Source organism: Asanoa hainanensis (genome assembly GCF_900188485.1).
Classification (GTDB): Bacteria; Actinomycetota; Actinomycetes; order Mycobacteriales; family Micromonosporaceae; genus Asanoa; species Asanoa hainanensis.
This window is the reverse complement of sequence record NZ_FZPH01000011.1, coordinates 268,891-287,054: the sequence shown is the minus strand read 5'-3', so window position 1 is coordinate 287,054 and position 18,164 is coordinate 268,891. Positions and strand designations below refer to the sequence as shown.

Annotated in this window: 11 protein-coding genes and 1 pseudogene; 3 read left to right on the top strand and 9 right to left on the bottom strand. The window is 72.1% G+C overall.

Annotated features, from left to right (window positions below):
- Positions 1-15 precede the first annotated feature (15 nt).
- Both CHC05_RS25905 and CHC05_RS25900 read right to left on the bottom strand, forming a co-directional pair.
- Positions 16-1,509, bottom strand: coding sequence for a GH1 family beta-glucosidase (locus CHC05_RS25905; RefSeq protein ID WP_089253158.1), 1,494 nt, complete (start codon positions 1,507-1,509; stop codon positions 16-18).
- A gap of 449 nt (positions 1,510-1,958) precedes the next feature.
- On the bottom strand, positions 1,959-3,443 hold the full coding sequence (locus CHC05_RS25900; protein ID WP_179266371.1) for a GGDEF domain-containing protein: 1,485 nt from the start codon (positions 3,441-3,443) through the stop codon (positions 1,959-1,961).
- Between the two features lie 203 nt (positions 3,444-3,646).
- Between CHC05_RS25900 and CHC05_RS25895 the strand changes: the two genes are divergently transcribed.
- The gene (locus tag CHC05_RS25895; protein ID WP_245871224.1) at positions 3,647-6,523 is read left to right on the top strand and encodes a glycoside hydrolase family 48 protein; all 2,877 of its coding nucleotides are present in this window, start codon (positions 3,647-3,649) and stop codon (positions 6,521-6,523) included.
- Between the two features lie 180 nt (positions 6,524-6,703).
- On the opposite strand, the gene CHC05_RS25890 is transcribed toward CHC05_RS25895, so the two are convergent.
- Positions 6,704-7,156 carry a globin domain-containing protein gene (locus CHC05_RS25890; RefSeq protein WP_179266370.1) on the bottom strand — a complete coding sequence of 151 codons (453 nt, stop codon included), beginning with the start codon at positions 7,154-7,156 and terminating at the stop codon, positions 6,704-6,706.
- Between the two features lie 319 nt (positions 7,157-7,475).
- Between CHC05_RS25890 and CHC05_RS25885 the strand changes: the two genes are divergently transcribed.
- Entirely contained in the window at positions 7,476-9,299 is a 1,824-nt protein-coding gene (locus CHC05_RS25885) for an MFS transporter (RefSeq protein WP_089253154.1), read from the top strand.
- 360 nt (positions 9,300-9,659) lie between these two features.
- On the opposite strand, the gene CHC05_RS25880 is transcribed toward CHC05_RS25885, so the two are convergent.
- Together CHC05_RS25880 and CHC05_RS25875 are read right to left on the bottom strand one after the other, a co-directional pair.
- Entirely contained in the window at positions 9,660-10,460 is an 801-nt protein-coding gene (locus CHC05_RS25880; RefSeq protein ID WP_089253153.1) for an SDR family NAD(P)-dependent oxidoreductase, read from the bottom strand.
- A 5-nt stretch (positions 10,461-10,465) separates the two neighbouring features.
- On the bottom strand, positions 10,466-11,449 hold the full coding sequence (locus CHC05_RS25875; protein ID WP_089253152.1) for an LLM class F420-dependent oxidoreductase: 984 nt from the start codon (positions 11,447-11,449) through the stop codon (positions 10,466-10,468).
- Positions 11,450-11,565: 116 nt separating this feature from the next.
- Here CHC05_RS25875 and CHC05_RS25870 point away from each other — a divergent pair, with 116 nt between their 5' ends.
- Positions 11,566-12,192, top strand: coding sequence for a DUF3159 domain-containing protein (locus CHC05_RS25870; protein WP_089253151.1), 627 nt, complete (start codon positions 11,566-11,568; stop codon positions 12,190-12,192).
- Between the two features lie 148 nt (positions 12,193-12,340).
- Here the strand turns inward: CHC05_RS25870 and CHC05_RS25865 are convergent, their stop codons facing one another.
- The 4 genes and pseudogenes from CHC05_RS25865 to CHC05_RS25850 all read right to left on the bottom strand — a co-directional run.
- Complete coding sequence (locus tag CHC05_RS25865; RefSeq protein ID WP_089253200.1) at positions 12,341-12,934, bottom strand: cysteine hydrolase family protein; 594 nt, start codon at positions 12,932-12,934, stop codon at positions 12,341-12,343.
- A 129-nt stretch (positions 12,935-13,063) separates the two neighbouring features.
- Entirely contained in the window at positions 13,064-15,679 is a 2,616-nt protein-coding gene (locus tag CHC05_RS25860) for a transglutaminase TgpA family protein (protein WP_425426844.1), read from the bottom strand.
- On the bottom strand, positions 15,673-16,806 hold the full coding sequence (locus CHC05_RS25855; protein ID WP_089253150.1) for a DUF58 domain-containing protein: 1,134 nt from the start codon (positions 16,804-16,806) through the stop codon (positions 15,673-15,675). Before CHC05_RS25855 ends, CHC05_RS25860 begins: the two co-directional genes overlap by 7 nt.
- A gap of 372 nt (positions 16,807-17,178) precedes the next feature.
- Positions 17,179-18,141, bottom strand: a pseudogene (locus CHC05_RS25850) (AAA family ATPase); the annotation flags it as partial.
- Positions 18,142-18,164 lie beyond the last annotated feature (23 nt).

Sequence of the window (18,164 nt, the reverse complement as noted above, 5' to 3'; positions counted from 1 at the left end):
ACTCAGCCTCGTTGACTAGACCGTGTTGTCCCTGATCACGCCCTTGTACCAGTGGGCGCTGCGCTTCAGGATGCGGCGCTGCGTCGGGTAGTCCACGTAGACCAGTCCCCAGCGCTGCTCGTACCCCTCGGCCCATTCGAAGTTGTCCATCAGCGACCACACGTGGTAGCTCTCCAGCGGCACACCCGCCTCGATCGCGCGGTGTGCCGCGGCGAAGTGGTCGCGGAGGAACTCGACCCGGCCCGGGTCGTCGACGGTGCCGTCGCTGCCGAGCTCGTCCGGGCACGGCAGGCCGTTCTCGGTGATGGTCAGCGGGATCGGGCCGTAGTCGCGGGTGATCCGGGTCAGCATGTCGAACATCCCGTCCGGGAAGATCTGCTGCCAGAACGCCTCGGAGGTCGGCCAGCGCGTCTCGGTGTCGCCGCCGCCGGTGACGTAGTACGGCGTGTAGTACTGCACGGCCAGCAGGTCGACCGGCGACGAGATGACCGCGAGGTCGCCGTCGCGGATCCCGCGCACCATCCGGCTGTCCGGACCTAGGTCGTCGAGCACGTCCTGCGGGTACGCGCCGCGCAGGATCGAGTCGAGGTAGAGCCGGTTCTCGTACCCGTCGTACAGCCGGGTCGCCGTCTCCGTCTCGGGGCGGTCGTCGGCCGGGTAGCACGGGTGCAGGTTGAGCGCGGGCCCGATCCGCGCGTCGCTCTCCGCCCGCAGGGCCCGCACCGCGAGCCCGTGCGCGAGCTGGAGATGGTGCGCGACCAGGTAGGCCGCGTCGGGGTCACGCAGCCCGGGAGCGTGGTGGCCGCCGAGGTAGCCGTTCTGCACGACGGTCTTCGGCTCGTTGATCGTCAGCCAGACCGGCACGGCGGTGCCCAGCGCCTCGAACACGGCGGCGGCGTAGTCGGCGAACCGGTACGCGACGTCGCGGTTCTCCCAACCACCCAGGTCCTGCAGCGCCTGCGGCAGGTCCCAGTGGAACAGCGTGGCCATCGGCTCGATGCCGCGCTCGTGCAGCCCGTCGACCAGGCGACGGTAGAAGTCGAGCCCTCGCTGGTTGGCCTTGCCGGTGCCATCGGCCTGCACCCGCGGCCACGAGATGCTGAACCGGTAGCTGCGTAGCCCCAGGTCCTTCATCAGGTCGAGGTCGTTCGCCCAGCGGTGGTAGTGGTCGGCGGCGACGTCGCCGGTGTCGCCGTTGCGGGTCCGGCCGGGCGTGTGGCTGAACGTGTCCCAGACGGACGCACCGCGGCCGTCCTCCTTCGCGGCGCCTTCGATCTGGTACGCGGAGGTCGCGGCGCCCCAGCGGAAGCCGTCCGGGAAGCGCAGTCCCAGCCGGCGTTCGGGGTTCGGGTCGGCGTCCGGTGAGTCGGGGTCGCAGGCGGCGGCGAGCAGCGACGTCGCGGCGATGGCGACTCCGCTGGCCGGGCGCACGGACACGCGGGCGGCGGTGGCCGCGGTGGCCGAGAGAGCGGCGCGGCGCAGCAGGCGCCGGCGGGTCAGCACGGTCATGTCGCAGGTCTCCTCGGGGTGGGATCTGGGAGCGCTCCCAAGATCGTACAACGAATTGCCCGGTCCCGGAACCCCGGACGCTGAAAAGCCGGACAAAGCAGACGGTCGACCGGTTGGGCGTCGCCGCCTGTCCTGTCGACCGATTCATGCCCGTAACAATCGAGAGTTAGCGTTGGGGGCGGGGAGGGCAACCCCACCCCCAACCTCAGTTACATACACGCACTTCGGTTGGCACCAGACGTGCGTGTCGCGCGGGAGCCGGGCCACGCGAGTGGCGGTGGTTCCACCTCCTCTCGAAGAGGGAGCGGAGACCGGCGACGGAGTCCGGGCTGGCCCGTCGCCGGCCTACTCTGACGTTCATCAATGGAAGCGCTCCCATCGACGTTGGTCAGACTGTAGCCGTCCCGCAGCGCGCGGGAAACCCCCTGGACACGATCGAAAATTTCGGATTATGCCGTCGAGTCGGGGTGCAGATAGAAGCCGGAGTTGCGGCGCTTCGCCTCGTACATCGCCTCGTCCGCGTCGCGGAGCAGGGACTCGAACGGCTTGGTGTGGCTCGCCGCGATGCCCACGCTCGCCGCTGGCCGCAGGGTGCGGCCGTCGACCCGCACCGGCTTCTTCAGGGCACCGAGGATGCGATGGGCGGCGGCCACGGCGTCCTCGGCCGACGCGTCGGCCAGGAGCACGCTGAACTCGTCACCGCCCAGCCGCGCCACCGTGTCGCCCGGCCGCACGCTGCGTCTCAGCCGGGTCGCGGTGAGCTTGAGCAGGTCGTCGCCGGCGTGGTGCCCGAGGGTGTCGTTGACCATCTTGAAGTCGTCGAGGTCGAGCAGCAGCACGGCCCGACCCCGGCCGGCGTCGGAGTTGCCGAGCCGCTGGGCGTGGTGGTCGAAGAACGCCCGGTTCGCGAGGCCGGTCAGATGGTCGTGGTTGGCGGCGTGGCGCAGCTTCTCCTCCTGCCGGCCGAGCGCCTCGATGCTCTCGTCCAGTCGGCTCACCAGCCGCTCGTTCTCCATCAGCACCAGGCTCTGCCGTGCGGCGACCACGGCGACGAGCACCACCGAGCCGACCACGGTGCCCCAGCTCTTGATGGTGAGCCCCTGGATCGGCAACTGGATGATCAGCATGAGCTGGACGAGGCCCACCGCGATGAACGGAACCCGCGTGGTGACCCGCGTCCGTTTCGGCGGCCCGACCGAGCGCGTGAGCGTCCCGCGCAGCCGTTCCACGCAGGGCGAGATCGCCAGGATCAGCGCCGGCACCAGCCGCAACACGTAGCTGCCCCGCGAGTCGGCGGCCGCGAGCTGCGGGTTGAGCGCGTGCTCCACGCCGAAGAGTGCGATCGCGGTCGCGAGGACCACTCCGGTCGTCCGGTTGAACGGCGCCTCCTTGGTCATCAGCAGCCGGACGATCGCGAACGCGGAGACGATCATGATGACCGAGCCGCAGAGCGACCACGCGAGCTCGTTGGTGTCCTTGGCCTGCTCGCTGCCGGTCAGCGTGATGCTCCAGACGAAGACGGATGCCGCGACCATCACGATCGCGGCGTCGAGCCAGAGCCGGATGCGCTCCCGCCCCACCAGATCGGGTGGTCGGGTCAGCAGGAAGACCAGGAGCACGAGTGAGCCTGCGGCGATGAGCAGGGTCGGCACCGTGCGGTGTGTGCTCGCGTTCGCCGGCTCGATGGCGAAGTCGACCGCGCGGACGACGCCACCGGCGGTCTTGAGCACGCCGGCTATCGCGGCCGCGCCCCAGAACCGCCGACAGACGGAGTCCTGCCGGGGTCTGCGCCACAGGCGCCACGCCAGAAACGCGAACGTGGCCTCGAGCACCGCCTGCGCCGACCACGACGTGATCGCCGGGGCGGGGCCCAGCCAGATCAGGATCGCCGCGACGGCGAAGGTGCCGAGCACCCCGCCCAGGACGCGGTCCATCGACCCATCACACCACGTGCGCCCCGCACCGTACGCGGTTCGCCGCGCTTGCTTGCGGGAGCGCTCCCATGTAAGACTGTCGATCCAATCGCGGGTTGGGAGCCGACCTTCGCGCACGCGTCCCGGGCAGGACGCGCCGCTCATCCCTGCTTCCGCGAGGAGACAACGCTTCCATGAGACTCAGGCTCAGACGCGCCGTGGCCATGCTCGCCGCGGGCACCCTGGTCGCCGCCGCGGTCGCCGTGCCGGCCGGTCCGGCCCAGGCCGCCGTCGCCTGCGACGTGGTCTACGCGACCAACGACTGGCCCGGCGGCTTCACCGCCAACCTCACCATCCGCAACCTCGGCGACCCGATCACCAGCTGGACCCTCGGTTTCGCCTTCCCCGGCAGTCAACGCGTGACCCAGGGCTGGTCGGCCACCTGGAGCCAGACCGGCAACCAGGTCACCGCGACCAGCATGCCGTGGAACGGCAACCTGCCGACCGGCGGATCGACCGGCATCGGCTTCAACGGCAGTTGGAGCGGCAGCAACCCGCGCCCGACGGCCTTCACGGTCAACGGCACGACCTGCGGCGGCGCGCCCGTGCAACAGCCGCCGACGGTCGACCTCACCGTGCCCGCCGGCCCGTTCGAGGCGCCCGCCGACGTCGCGCTCTCCGCGACCGCCAGCGACCCCGACGGGACCGTCAGCAAGGTCGAGTTCTATCGCAACGGGCTGCTGGTCAACACCGACACCACCACGCCGTACGGGTACACGCTGGAGGATCTGCCCGCCGGCTCGTACACGGTGCAGGCCCGGGCCTATGACAACGCGAACCTGACCGCGACCGACGAGGCGAGCTTCACCGTCAGCCAGGCCTCCGGGCCGGTGCTGCGGGCCAACCCGACGTCCGTCTCCGTCGCCGAGGGCGGGACGTCGTCGACGCGCCTGACGCTGAGCGCCGCGCCGTCGTCGTCGGTCACCGTCGCACTGGCTCGCAGCGGTGACACCGACGTCTCGGTCTCGCCGACCAGCGTGACGCTGACGAGCTCCAACTGGAGCACGGGCGTGCCGGTGACCATCGCGGCCGCCGAGGACACCGACACCGTCGGCGGCTCGGCGACGATCACCGCGTCCGCCACCGGGTACGCGCCGGTCGCGATCGCCGTCACCGAGATCGACAACGACGGCGGCGGTGGCGACAACACGTATGTGACCCGGTTCCTGGACCAGTACGGGAAGATCAAGAACTCCGGGTACTTCAGCCAGGAGGGCGTCCCGTACCACTCGATCGAGACTTTGATCGTCGAGGCGCCTGACCACGGCCACGAGACGACGTCCGAGGCGTTCAGCTTCTGGATCTGGCTCGAGGCGCAGTACGGCCGGGTGACCCAGAACTGGGCGCCGTTCAACAACGCCTGGACGGTGATGGAGCGCTACATCATCCCGTCGCACAACGACCAGATCACGGCAGGGGTCAACGGCACGCCGCAGTACGCCGCCGAGTACAACCTGCCCAGCCAGTACCCGTCGCAGTTGCAGCCCAACGTGTCGGTCGGGCAGGACCCGCTGCGCTCGGAGCTCCAGTCGACCTACGGCACCGGCGACATCTACGGCATGCACTGGCTGCTCGACGTCGACAACACGTACGGCTTCGGCCGGTGCGGCGACGGGACCACGCGGCCCGCGTACATCAACACGTTCCAGCGGGGTCCGCAGGAGTCCGTCTGGGAGACCGTGCCGCAGCCGTCCTGCGACACGTTCGCGCATGGTGGCCCGGCCGGCTTCCTGGACATCTCGATCAAGGAGTCCAACGCGCCGGCGAAGCAGTGGAAGTACACCAACGCGCCGGACGCCGACGCGCGGGCGATCGAGGCGGCGTACTGGGCGTTGACGTGGGCGACCGCGCAGGGCCGGGCCGCCGACGTCTCGGCCACCGTGGCCAAGGCGGCCAAGATGGGCGACTACCTGCGGTACGCGATGTTCGACAAGTACTTCAAGCGGATCGGCAACTGCGTCGGCGCCACGACGTGCCCGGCCGGCTCCGGCAAGGACTCGGCGCACTACCTGATGTCCTGGTACTACGCCTGGGGCGGCGCGACCGACCCGAACGCCGGCTGGTCGTGGCGGATCGGCTCCAGCCACAACCACTTCGGCTACCAGAACCCGATGGCGGCCTGGGCGCTGACCAACGTCAACGAGCTCAAGCCGCGCTCGCCGTCGGCGGTCTCGGACTGGCAGAAGAGCTTCGACCGCCAGCTCGAGTTCTACCAGTGGCTGCAGTCGGCCGAGGGCGGCATCGCCGGCGGTGCGACGAACAGCTGGGACGGCTCGTACGGAACGCCGCCCTCGGGCACGCCCACGTTCTACGGCATGTTCTACGACGTCGACCCCGTCTACCACGACCCGCCGTCGAACCAGTGGTTCGGCATGCAGGTCTGGTCGATGCACCGGATCGCCGAGCTGTACTACGCGACCGGCAACGCGAAGGCCAAGGCGCTGCTCGACAAGTGGGTGCCGTGGGCCCTGGCGAACACCACGATCGGCACCGGCGGGTCGTTCGAGATCCCGTCCGACATGACGTGGAGCGGCGCGCCGGCGACCTGGAACCCGTCGTCGCCCGCCGCCAACTCGAACCTGCACGTGACCGTCACGAAGAAGGGTCGCGACGTGGGCGTCGCCGCCGCGTACGCGCGGACGCTGATGTACTACGCCGCTCGGGCCGGGAACGCCGCCGCCAAGACGGGGGCCAAGGGCCTGATCGACGCGTTGTACGCGAACAGCGACGCGCGGGGTGTCGTGACGCCTGAGACCCGTGAGGACTACCGGCGGTTCGACGACGTCTACAGCTCCAGCACCGGGCAGGGTCTCTACCTGCCGCCGGGCTGGACCGGCGACATGCCCAACGGTGACGTGATCGCGCCGGGCAAGAGCTTCGTCGACATCCGGTCGTTCTACAAGCGGGACCCGGACTGGGCCAAGGTCCAGTCCTACCTGGATGGTGGTGCGGCACCGACGTTCACGTACCACCGCTTCTGGGCCCAGGCCGACGTCGCGATGGCGTACGCGGACTACGGCCATCTATTCCCGAATGGTTGATCGAGCCGGCTACCGATAACGCGGACGACGGGGTATCGTTCTGGCCGGAGGGGCCGCTTCCCCCGTGGCGGCCTCTCCGTTTACCTCACAAAGCGCCCCTGTCTTCGGACCGGGGCGCTTTGCTGTGCTCGGACGCACGGAAGCCCGGGGGTTGCCCGGGCTTCCGTTGTGCTGCTGCGGTCAGGCCGCTTGGGTTTCGGCTGTGGCTACCGCGGCTCCCTGCATCATGGTGCCGGCCGCGAAGGTGTACGCGCGTACCCAGGCGCCTTCTACCTCAGGGGTGAAGGCGTCGCCGGCGTACTCGCGCAGGGTGGCGAGCAGGCAGCCGGCTACGGCGGTGTAGTGCGCCGGCTGCACGCCCCAGCCGTCGTGCTTGGCGCCGAGTGCCAGCAGCGTGGGACGCAGTGCCTCCGGGTCCTCGTAGTTGGTGACGAGGGCGACGATCGCACCCAGGAGCTTGTCGTGCTGCGCGTCCATGCTCGCGGGGAACATCGGCCGGACGGCGGGGTACTCGGTGAAAAGCCGGTCGTAGAACGACGCGATGAGCGCGTCGGCCCGGTCGGCTACGACTTCCAGGCTGGCTGTCAGGAGCTTCGCGTCGGCCTGGTGGCTGGAGCTCGTCTCCTCGGTCATGGGTCCTCCCCCAGCTGTGGTGACCGTGGGCGCTCCCGGAGGGGTTCCGAGGGGCGCTTCGTCACACTGAGCGTAGGGATCGACACTGCCCGTGACAAGACTCACGTGAATATGGCACAGATAGCGACAACTGCCGATTGCAACATGCGAGTGGCTGTGATAAGGCCAGGTCGCCATTGGCCTGCTGGCGGGGGGCCACCTGGCGAGTCGTTCTCGTCCGGATCAATCCCGATATGACGCCGTCATGCGACCCACTTCACGCGGCGGGCGAGTGTGTTCAGCAATATGCTTAGTACAGCTAATGAGATGAGGCGGCGGCATGGCAATCCAGGCCCGGCCCGGTGGCCGGATCCCGCACAAGTGGTCGGTGTTGTCGAACACGACGCTCGGCATGCTGATGGCGACGGTCAACGCGTCGATCCTGATCATCTCGTTGCCGGCCATCTTCCGGGGCATCCACCTCGACCCGCTCGCCCCGGGCAACGTCAGCTACCTGCTCTGGATGCTGATGGGCTACCTGCTGGTGACCGCCGTGCTGGTGGTGTCGCTGGGCCGGCTGGGCGACATCTTCGGGCGGGTCAAGATCTACAACGCGGGGTTCGCGGTGTTCGCCGCCGCGTCGGTGGCCTGCCTGCTGACTCCGGGTTCGGGACGCACGGCGGCGCTGTGGCTGATCGGCTGGCGCATCGTGCAGGGCGTCGGCGGCGCGATGCTGATGGCGAACTCGGCGGCGATCATCACCGACACCTTCCCGGCCCGGCAGCGGGGGACCGCGCTCGGCGTCAACCAGGTCGCCGGCCTGGCGGGCAGCTTCATCGGGCTGGTGCTCGGCGGGCTGCTGTCGGCCTGGCACTGGCGGTCGATCTTCGCGGTCAGTGCCCTGGTCGGGGTGGTCGGCGCGGTCTGGGCCTACCGGAACCTGCGGGAGACGGTGACCCGCCGGGTCGGGGTACGGATCGACTGGTGGGGCAACGCGACCTTGGCCGTCGGGCTGACGGTGTTGCTGGCGGCGCTGACCTACGGCATCCAGCCGTACCGGAACCATGTCGAGGGCTGGGCCAACCCGCTGGTGTACGGCGGCCTTCTTGTTGGTGCGGTGCTGCTGATCGCCTTCTGCGTGATCGAGACCCGAGTGACCCAGCCGATGTTCCACCTGCGCCTGTTCAAGATCCAGGCCTTCTGGGCAGGCAACGCGGCCGCGCTGTTCAACGCGGTCGCCCGCGGCGGGCTGCAGTTCATGCTGATCATCTGGTTGCAGGGGATCTGGCTGCCGCTGCACGGGTACGCCTTCGAGGACACCCCGCTGTGGGCTGGCATCTACCTGGTGCCGCTGACGGTGGGCTTCGTCGTGGCGGGGCCGGTGAGCGGCTACCTGTCGGACCGCTACGGAGCCAAACTCCTGGCCACGGGCGGCCTGGTGGTGATGGCGGCGACCTTCGTGGGCCTGCTGCTGATCCCGGTCGACTTCGACTACGTGCTGTTCGCCGTCCTGCTGTTCCTGAACGGAGTCGGCTCGGGCCTGTTCTCGGCCCCGAACACGACAGCGGTGATGAACGCGGTGCCACCGGGGGAGCGCGGTGTGGCGTCCGGCATCCGCGCGACGTTCCAGAACGCGGGCATGGTCCTGTCGATCGGCGTGTTCTTCTCGCTGCTGATCGCGGGCCTGTCGTCGTCGCTACCGAGCGCGCTGCACGACGGCCTGAGCGCCCAGGGCGTACCCCCGGACGCGGTCTCGTCGGTGGTAGCGGTGCCACCGGTCTCCCTGATGTTCGCGGCGTTCCTGGGCACGAACCCGATCGGCACCCTCCTGGACCAGGCGGGCGTCACGGGCCAGGTCCCACCCGACACCCTGTCCCACCTGACCGGCCGCACGTTCCTGCCGGGCCTACTCAGCGGCCCGTTCCACGACGGCCTGATCGTGGTCTTCGTCCTGGCAGCGGCCCTGGCCACGGCCGGCGCGGTGGTCTCGCTGTTCCGCGGCGGCGTCTACATCCACGACGACCCGACACCCACCACGCCAGGCGGAGAACCTCCGGCAACGGCCACCTCGGGCACGGCCGGCCGTGGCCCGTCCGGAGCGGCGCGTTCTGAGGTCAGTCGGGTGCGGGGACGACCGGTCCGCCGGTGGAGCCGACGCGGGTGACCAGTCCGCGCGTCGCGGCTGGCCGCAGCTGGCGCGGTGGTCATCCTCTTCGCGGGGCGGCGCCGCCGACGGCGACGAGAACACCGCCGAGGCGGCGGGCCTGGTCCGCCGAGCGTGTCGGACCCTGGTGCGAGAGGTAGCGGCGCCAACATCTACGACTAGCCGATCCCCGGCAGACCGGGGAAGGCCGAGACCGACGAAGGCGCGGGCGGTGACAACCACCCGGGCCACCGATCCGCTACGGCGCCCGTAGCCGAAGAGCCTCGGCGAGCGCCGCGGCCAGCCATGCGGCGACAGCCGTTGGCGGTCCGGGTGTGGGGTGCGGAAGGCCTTGCCCGGTTGGGATGTAGGACGGGTCGGTCAGGCGGTGGAGCCGACGCGGGTGATGAGTTTGCGCATCGAGGCCAGCCAGCGGTCCGGGTTCTCCACCTTGCGTTGCTGGTAGGTCGCTACCTCCGGGTGCGGCAGGATCAGGAACCGCTCCGCCGCGAGGCCTTCGACCACCGCGTCCGCGACCTGCTCCGGGGTCAGCACCTCGCCCGCCGCCGCGGTTATCTGGGCGCCCGCGTGGCCCTGGGCCAGGCCCGCTTCGAGCATCGGGGTGCGGACGCCCTGCGGGCACAGCGCGCTCACGCCGATGCCGCGGTCGCCGTAGGTCATCGACAGCCACTCGGCGAAGCCGACCGCGGCGTGTTTGGTCACCGCGTACGGGGCGTCGCCCACCGCCGTCAGCAGGCCCGCCGCGCTGCAGGTCTGCAGGAGGTAGCCGGCGCCCCGGTCCAGCATCGACGGCAGCACCGCGCGGGCCGCCACCACGTGCGCGTGCACGTTGACCGACCAGGCGCGGTCCCACGACTCGTCGGTGGTGTCCAGGCCCGTGCCCGTGGTGATGCCGGCGTTCGAGCAGAACAGGTCGACCGGGCCGAACGCCTCGTGCGCTACCTCGACCAGGGCGGCGACCTGCGCCGGGTCGGTGACGTCGCAACCCACCGCCCGGGTCAGGCCGCGGTTGATGGAGGCGGCGAGTGCCTCGGCGGCGGCGGCGTCGAGGTCGGCCAGGACCAGCCCGGCCACGCCCTCGTCGGCGAACCGGCGGGCCAGCGCGGCGCCGATGCCGCCGGCCGCGCCCGTGATGACGACGACCTTGCCTGCTAGCTCCATCGGGCTCAGCCTCTTTCCACACTGGACGGTGCGGACAACCCGCCGATCAACGCGTACAACGCCTCCACGCCGCCCGCGGTGAGCTCCGGTGTGGGCAGCGGGGCCATGACGGGGGTGGTGACGCCGGCTTCGACGTACCGCATGATCTGCTCTTTGCACTGGTGCGGTGTGCCGTGGATGACCAGTGCGTCGACGAGCTCGTCGGGCACGGCCGCGAGCGCGCCGCGCCGGTCGCCGGCCTGCCACGCCGACCAGACCGGGTCGAGCAGGTCGCTGTTGCCGAGCCAGCGATGGAACTCCGCGTACGCGGGAACGGTCAGGTAGCTCGTGATCATCCGTCGGCCGACGGCGCGGGCGTGGTCGGCGTCGTCGGTCGGGCACATGAAGATGCGGGCGGCGATCTCGAACCCGGCCGGGGTGTCGCCGAGGGTCTTGACCACCTTCGGCACGTCCGTGGCGGCGAGCCAGTTGAGGATCGTGCCGTCGGCCTCGGCCGCGGCCAGCCGGAGCATCGCCGGGCGCAGTGCCGCGAGCAGGATCGGCGGCGGCGTGGCCGGCGGGCGTTCGAGGCGGAACCGGCGCACCGCGAACGTGTCGAACTCCTGGTCGACGGTCTCGCCACTGAGCGCGGCGCGCAGGAAGCGGAGCATGTCGCGGCTGCGCTTGAACGGCTCGGTGAACGGCACGGCGTTCCAGTCGCCGACGACGACCGGCGACGAGGCGCCGATGCCGAGCACGAACCGGCCCGGAGCGGTCTCGGCGAGCGACGCGGCGGTCATGGCCAGCAGGCCGGGACCGCGCGTGAAGACCGGCGCGACCGCGGTGCCGAGCCGCATCTTCGGCGTCGTGATCGCGCCGATCGTCAGCGGCGTGAAGGCGTCGGTGCCGGCGACCTCGGACGTCCACAGGTCCGTGAAGCCGGCATCGTGTAGCAAGGCGTAAAGCCGACCGTGGTCGGCCAACGGGATCCCGGCGAACGGGACCGTCATTCCCCAACGGTGGCTCACGTCTGAAGAACCTACCGGTTGCGGGCGCCGCGGTCGCCTACTGATTCTTATCGAAGGCCGTCGCTTAGGGTAGCCTAACCGCGAGTTCGGGAGGTTCGATGGCCGAGGAGTCGCTGCACGACCTGCTCGGGGGCCGCCGCGGCGCGATCGAGGCGTCGCTGCCGCCGCTCGCGTTCGGCGTCGGCTGGGCTGCGACGGCCGGCTCAATTTTGGGCGGAGTGGTCGCGGCCCTCGTCGTCGGCACCGCGGTCGCGGTCTGGCGGCTGTCCCGAGGCCACCGCCCGATGGCCGTGGTGATCAGCCTGTTCGGCGTGTGCCTGGCGGCGCTGATCGTCCTGCGTACGGGCCGGGCAGCCGACTTCTTCCTGCTCCAGTTGCTGACCAACGCCGCCAGTGCGCTGGCCTGGCTGGTCAGCATCGCGATCCGTTGGCCCCTGCTCGGGGTCGTGGTCGGCGTCGCCCTCGGCCAGAAGACCCGCTGGCGCCGCGATCCGGCCCTGGTCCGCGCGTACGGGTGGGGCAGCGTCGTCTGGGTCATGCAGTACGTGGTGCGGGTGGCGGTGTTCCTGCCACTGTGGGCGGCGGACCGGGTGCTGGCCCTGACCACGGCCCGGGTCGCGTTGACCTGGCCCCTGGTCGCGGCCTGCGTGGCGGTCAGCTGGTGGGTGGTCCGCCGAACGCTGCCGCCCGACCACCCAGGCCTTCGAAACCCCGTGCCGGCCTGAGCCGTCGCGAGCGTCGCGACCGCGGTGGTCCCGCGATACGACGGCTTGGCCCGTTCGGAAGCTGCGCTGCCGTTGCGAGCATGCCGTTACCGCGGTGGTCTCGCGATCGGCGGCGGCTTGGCTCGTTCGGAGGTTGCGTTGCCCGGCCTCAGGCCTTCGCGAGCATGTTGTGTAGCTCGGCGCTGTCGATGACCGTCGCGCGTCGGCCGAAGACCTTGTCCAGCAGCAGGTTGTGCACGTCGGTGTCGAAGTCGGCGACGCCGTCGGAGAGGACGTAGACGCGGTAGTCGCGGTCCGCCGCGTCTATCACCGTGGAGAGCACCACGCCGCTGGTGCTGACGCCGGCGAGCACCACCGTGTTGACGCCGCGGGCGCGCAGTCGCTGGTCGAGGTCGGTGGTCGACATGGCGCCGATGCGTACCTTGCGGACCACGATGTCGCCCTGCTCCGGCGCGAGCGCGTCGACGATCGCGGTGCTCGGGTCGTCGTCGCCCATCGCGCGGTTCTCGGCCGCCGCGGCGAAGGTGACGTTGGTGGCCGGCACGGTGGCGTAGTCGTCGTCGGTGAACGCGACCCGCACGTACCCGATGACGCCCTCGTGGGCACGCACGTCGGCGATCGCGTCGCGGACCCGCCCGATCAGCGCGTCGGGATCCGCGAGCCGCCCGACGATGCCGCTCTGGAAGTCCATCACGAGCAGCGCGGTGCGTTTGGGATCGAAACCGTTCGACGGCGCGGGCATGGTGTTCTCCTTGCGGGTCGTGCGGTCCTCGTTGGCCAAGCTACCCGCAGCGCGGGCGGCCCGCCCGCCCAACCCCGCCCCTGCTGCGGTGCGTGACCAGCGCCGAAGCGGACGGTTGCGGCCGACGGGTCAGCGCGGGTCCGTGTGGTGCTTCCGGCGCCAGCGCAGGGGACCGGGATGGACCGGCCAGACCAGCCGCCGCCAGCGGGACTGGACCGCACGGAGCCGGGCCGTGTACGCGCGGGCAGCCGCACCCGCCTCCGCGGCCTCGGTTTCGCCGGTGTTCGTCGGCGCGAACGCGTCCCGGTTGACCAGACCGACCAGCGTCGCGAGCTCGGGAAGCGGGGCTTTGGGACCGTGCGCGGCGGTCGTGGCGGAGGCGTCGGTTCCGGCCGGTGGCTGGGTCGCTCCTGGCACACCGGTCGCGGCCCGCGCGTCGGTCGCCGCTTGCCCGCCGGTCGCGGAACGGGCCCGACCTCCGGCCTGTGCGTCGGGCTGCGCCTCTGTCGCGGACCGCGCCGACGTCCCGGTCTGCGTGTCGGTCTCGGAACGGGCCCCTGTCGCGGACCCCGTCCCGGTCCGAGCGTCGGTCGCTGCCGGCCCAGTGGTCCCGGACCGCCCCCCGGTCCCGGACCGCCCCCCGGTCCCGGACCGCCCCCCGGTCCCGGACCGCCCCCCGGTCCCGGGCCATGCGTCGTTCCCGACCTGAGCCCCGGCCGCGGAAGGCGCGTCGGGCGCTCCTGGTCGGTCGGGCACCGCCCGGCGGACCGAAACCGCGGCCGTCGCGTGCGATGCCAGCTCCGTGGCCGACAGGTGGGTCGCCGCCGGTGTGCCGGCCAGCCGCAGGGCGTCGCGGACCTCCAGCCACGCCCCGGCCACCCGGTCGGTCGGGGTGCCGGTAGCCAGCCGTTGCCGGCTGAGCCCGCGGCGCATCACGAGCAGCGCGCACCACGCCCCGACCAGGAGCAGCAGCAGGCCGCCGCCGCCGATCGCGTAGACCGGGGCCACGCCGGAACCATCCGCCGGGGCCGCGACGATCGGGGCCGCGGTCGGTGAGACCGTCGGGTCCAGGGTGGGCAGCGGCGCCTCGGACGGTGGTGGTGTCGGGGGCTCCGGCTTGGGCGGCTCCGACGCCGGCGGCTCCGGCACGGTGTCGGGCTTGGGCATCGGGTCGAACGCCACCCAGCCCACGTCGGTGAAGTAGACCTCGGGCCAGGCCTGGGCGTCCGAGCCGCGGACCGGGCCGTTGCCCGTCGCGCTGCGGAAGCCGACGACGATCCGGGTCGGCAGGCCCATCATCCGGGCCAGCACCGCGTACGACGCCGCGAACTGTTCCGAGGTGCCCTGCTGCCCGCCGCCGTTGGCCGGGCCGAAGAGGAAGAACGCGAGGTTGGGGTACGCGTGGCCGCTGGGCGCGTCCGCGATGACCTTGTAGTGGGTCGCCAGGTAGTCCTCGATGGCCAGCGCACGCTCGTAGGCGCCGCCGCCCGCGTCCGACGCGATCCGCTCCGACAGCTCGCGAATCGGATCGGGCGCGCCCGCACCCAGGGCCAGCATCCGTGCGATCCCGTCACCGAACGGCACCTCGGCGGCGGTCAGCAGGTTGAGGTCGGGCTCTTCGGCGAGCGACGAGACCGTGTACGCCAGCCCCGGCCGCAACCCGTCCGGCTCGATCATGGTGCCGGTGGCCGGGTCGTACGCCACCCGCACACCGTCCACTCGCGACGGTGTCGGCACCGCGGGCAGCAGCCGGCCGGACAGGTCGCCGATCTCGATCCGCTGGGTCACGGGCCGCGGCGCGTTGCCCGATAGCGTTGCCGGGGCGGGCAGCACCCGGCCGGCGCCCCGGTAGACGGCACCGACCCGCCAGGTGATCCCGTCGTAGTCGGAGAGCACCGCGAGCCGGATCCGGGTCGGCTCGCCGCGGTCGCTGCTCAGGTCGAACAGCTTCTGGTCGGGGTTGAGCGCCCAGCCCGAGATGCGGATCAACGGGTTCTCGTCGAGGCTGTCGACCTGCGGCGGCTGCACGTACTGCCGGGGGTCCACCGGCGTCGCCTCGACCCGGCGGGTGACCAGCGGCGCGGTGACGGCGGCCAGGGCGATCGCGGCCAGCGCGGCGACGGCGGCCCGCACCCGCAGCGCCAGCCGGGCCCGGCCGGGCAGGGCCGCGTCCGGCGCATCCCGGCGGGCGGTGACGGCCAATCCGAGCGCGCCGGCGACGACGACCATCAGGACGGGTACGACGGCCGGTGCGGCATTGGGGCCGACGACATAGAGGGCACCGGCGAACAGCAGCACGGGCGGCGCGTACCCGATGAGCAGTCGTCCCCACCGCAGGCCGAGCTCCGCGCCGGCGAGCCCGGCCAGCCACGCCGCGACCACCGGCACGATCACGGTGTCGGGCGTCGGCTCCACCGGGATCATCGCGGTGAGCAGCCGCGGGATGCCGTTGCGGGCGGCCTCGACGGCGAGGTCGCGCAGGGGGCCCGGCAGCGCGGCGCGGTCGGCGGACCACCAGAGCGCGCCCAGCGTGTAGCCCACCATGCCGACCACCGAGATCGGCGCGACCAGCCACGACGGCGCGCGACGGGCCGCGACGGAGATCAGCACGGCACCGGCGCCGGCGGCGGTGACCAGCGGCATCAGGACGGCGCCCGCGTAGACCCGGCCGAGCGCCGACGCGGCGGCGGCGATCATGACGATCAGGGCCAGCGGGGGTACGGCGGCCCGGGCGAGCCTCACCATCCGCGCACCCCGTCCCATGCGGCGGCGAACGCCGCACCGTCGGCGGCGTCGAGCACGACCATGCCCTCGGCCGCGGCCGGCGTGCTGCCCTGGCCGAAGACGGCGGCGACGACGGCCGCGTACGGGCCGCGCAGCGCGCCGACCAGGCCGAGGTCGCCGCGGGCCCCGGTGCCGGTCAGGAAGACGACGGTGTCACCGGCCCGCTGCTGGCGGAGCCGGTCGGTCGCCGCACCGAGGTCGCCGGCGGCCAGGGTCGCCTCGGCGAGCCGGTCGAGCGGCCGGGTGGCCGGCGTGGTGTCGCCGGTGACCAGCAGCAGGGTGACGTCGACGTCCTCGCGCGCGGCGGCGGTGACCACGGACGCCGCCGCCTCGCACGCCGCCTCGAAGGTCGGCGCCTCGCCGCCGGTGCGGTCGGGGTGTGCGGCGGCCCGGTTGTCCAGCAGCACGACGAGCCGGGGGAGGCTGGTGTCGAGCTGCTCGCGGACCATCAGCTCGCCGATGCGGGCGCTCGTGCGCCAGTGGACGCGGCGGAGCTCGTCGCCGACGACGTACTCCCGCAGCGAGTCGAACGTGATCGTGCCGTGCGGGACGTTGTCGACCCGCCCGTCGAGGCTGCGCAACGCACCGACCGGCACGGCGGTCAGGGGGTGGATCCTGGGATGCACCCAGACGGTGCCGGTGCCGCCGTGCGACCGGGCGGCGGTGACCAGCCCGAGCGGGTCGCGGCGCGCCACCCGCAGCGGCCCGACCAGCACGACGCCGCGCCGGGTCGTGGGCACCGGATAGTCCACCGTGGTGTCGCGTCCGGGTCGCAGGCGTAGCACCGGAACGGGCACGGTGGCCGGCCCGCACCGGTCGTGCGCGAGCACGTTCGCGGCACGCAGGCGAGCGCTGTTGCGGACGGTGAGGATCACCCCGGCCGGTTCGCCCCGTGCGACCCGATCGGGTTCGACCTGCCGGGACACGGCGAGCCTGGGCCGCCAGGCGGCATGCGCGAGAGCGAACGCGATCGCGACCAGCGCGGCACCACCGAGCGCGGCCAGCTCGGCGTAGCCGAAGCGCCAACCGACGCCGACCAGTGCGACGCCGGCAACGGCCAGCCCGACACCCCGGGCGGTCGGCCGCACGCCTCAGCTCCCGGGCAGCGGCCGCAGCCCGCCGAACCCGAACAACCTGCCCCGCGCGGCCTTCGTGGCATGCGCGCTGGCGGCGGGCCGCGCGGCCCCGCCGGACCCAGCGTCCGTGGCGCCGTCAAGCTGGGCCGGAGCGTGCCCGGCGCTATGCGGGGCCGGGTAGTACACGGCCCCGTTGGGCTGGGCGGGGGCGTGCGCGGTGCCGTGTGGTTGGGCCGGGTGGTGCGCGGCGCCGTTGGGCTGGGCGGCGGCGTGTGCGGCGCCGTTGGGCTGGGCCGGGGTGGCGTAGCCGTTGGCGGCCGGCGGGGGAGCAGCCGGCGCGACGCGCGCCGAGGCCCGTCCGTTGGCCGCCGGTGGGGTCGGGCCCGCACCACCGCCGCCCGGTAGGGGGACCGGGACCGTGCGCATCGCGTCGGCCAGGACCTCGTCGGGGGTGGTGCCGCGGAGTTGGGCGTCGGGCGTGAGCAGGATGCGGTGCGCGAAGACCGGGCCGAGCAGGGCCTTGAGGTCTTCCGGCAGCACATAGCCGCGACCGTTGATCAACGCGTAGGCGCACGCCGCGCGGGTCAACGCGATCACCCCGCGCGGGCTGACGCCGACGCGGACCTGCGGATGCGCGCGGGTCGCGGCGGCGAGCCGGACGGCGTACGCGTAGAGCGGGTCGGCGACGTGCACCTGCTGTGCCATCCGCACCATCTCGCCGACGGTCGCGGTGTCGGTGACCGCTTCGAGCGCGTCCGGCGAGCGCAGGTTGGCGCCGCGCAGGACCTCGATCTCGACGGACTCGTCGGGGTAGCCGACCGACAGCTTCATCAGGAAGCGGTCGAGCTGGGCCTCGGGTAGGCGGTAGGTGCCGTCCATCTCGACCGGGTTCTGCGTCGCGACCACCAGGAACGGGCGGGGCACCGTGTGCCGCACGCCGTCGACCGTGACCGTGCGCTCTTCCATCACCTCGAGCAGCGCGGACTGGGTCTTCGGCGACGCCCGGTTGATCTCGTCGGCGATCACGATGTTGGCGAACACCGGACCCGGGTGGAACTCGAAACCGCGGGTCGCCTGGTTGAAGATCGTGACGCCGGAGACGTCGGAGGGCAGCAGGTCGGGCGTGAACTGGATGCGCCGCCACTGCCCGTGGACGGTCGCGGCCAACGCCCGGGCCAGCGTGGTCTTGCCGACGCCGGGCACGTCTTCGAGCAACACGTGGCCCTGCGCGAACAACGCGGTGAGGGTGAGCCGCACGACCTCCTGCTTGCCGAGCACGACCGCACCGACCGCGTCGGCGAGCCGGCCGGCCAGGGCGGCGAACCCCGAGATGTGCCCGGCCGGCAACGGCTCCTGCTGTGGTTGGGTCA

Excerpts from the sequence above, each read along its gene's own strand:
- CHC05_RS25905 (WP_089253158.1), bottom strand. The coding sequence starts at position 1,509 with ATGACCGTGCTGACCCGCCGGCGCCTGCTGCGCCGCGCCGCTCTCTCG.
- CHC05_RS25900 (WP_179266371.1), bottom strand. The coding sequence starts at position 3,443 with ATGGACCGCGTCCTGGGCGGGGTGCTCGGCACCTTCGCCGTCGCGGCG.
- CHC05_RS25895 (WP_245871224.1), top strand. The coding sequence starts at position 3,647 with ATGCTCGCCGCGGGCACCCTGGTCGCCGCCGCGGTCGCCGTGCCGGCC.
- CHC05_RS25890 (WP_179266370.1), bottom strand. The coding sequence starts at position 7,156 with ATGACCGAGGAGACGAGCTCCAGCCACCAGGCCGACGCGAAGCTCCTG.
- CHC05_RS25885 (WP_089253154.1), top strand. The coding sequence starts at position 7,476 with ATGGCAATCCAGGCCCGGCCCGGTGGCCGGATCCCGCACAAGTGGTCG.
- CHC05_RS25880 (WP_089253153.1), bottom strand. The coding sequence starts at position 10,460 with ATGGAGCTAGCAGGCAAGGTCGTCGTCATCACGGGCGCGGCCGGCGGC.
- CHC05_RS25875 (WP_089253152.1), bottom strand. The coding sequence starts at position 11,449 with ATGACGGTCCCGTTCGCCGGGATCCCGTTGGCCGACCACGGTCGGCTT.
- CHC05_RS25870 (WP_089253151.1), top strand. The coding sequence starts at position 11,566 with ATGGCCGAGGAGTCGCTGCACGACCTGCTCGGGGGCCGCCGCGGCGCG.
- CHC05_RS25865 (WP_089253200.1), bottom strand. The coding sequence starts at position 12,934 with ATGCCCGCGCCGTCGAACGGTTTCGATCCCAAACGCACCGCGCTGCTC.
- CHC05_RS25860 (WP_425426844.1), bottom strand. The coding sequence starts at position 15,679 with ATGGTGAGGCTCGCCCGGGCCGCCGTACCCCCGCTGGCCCTGATCGTC.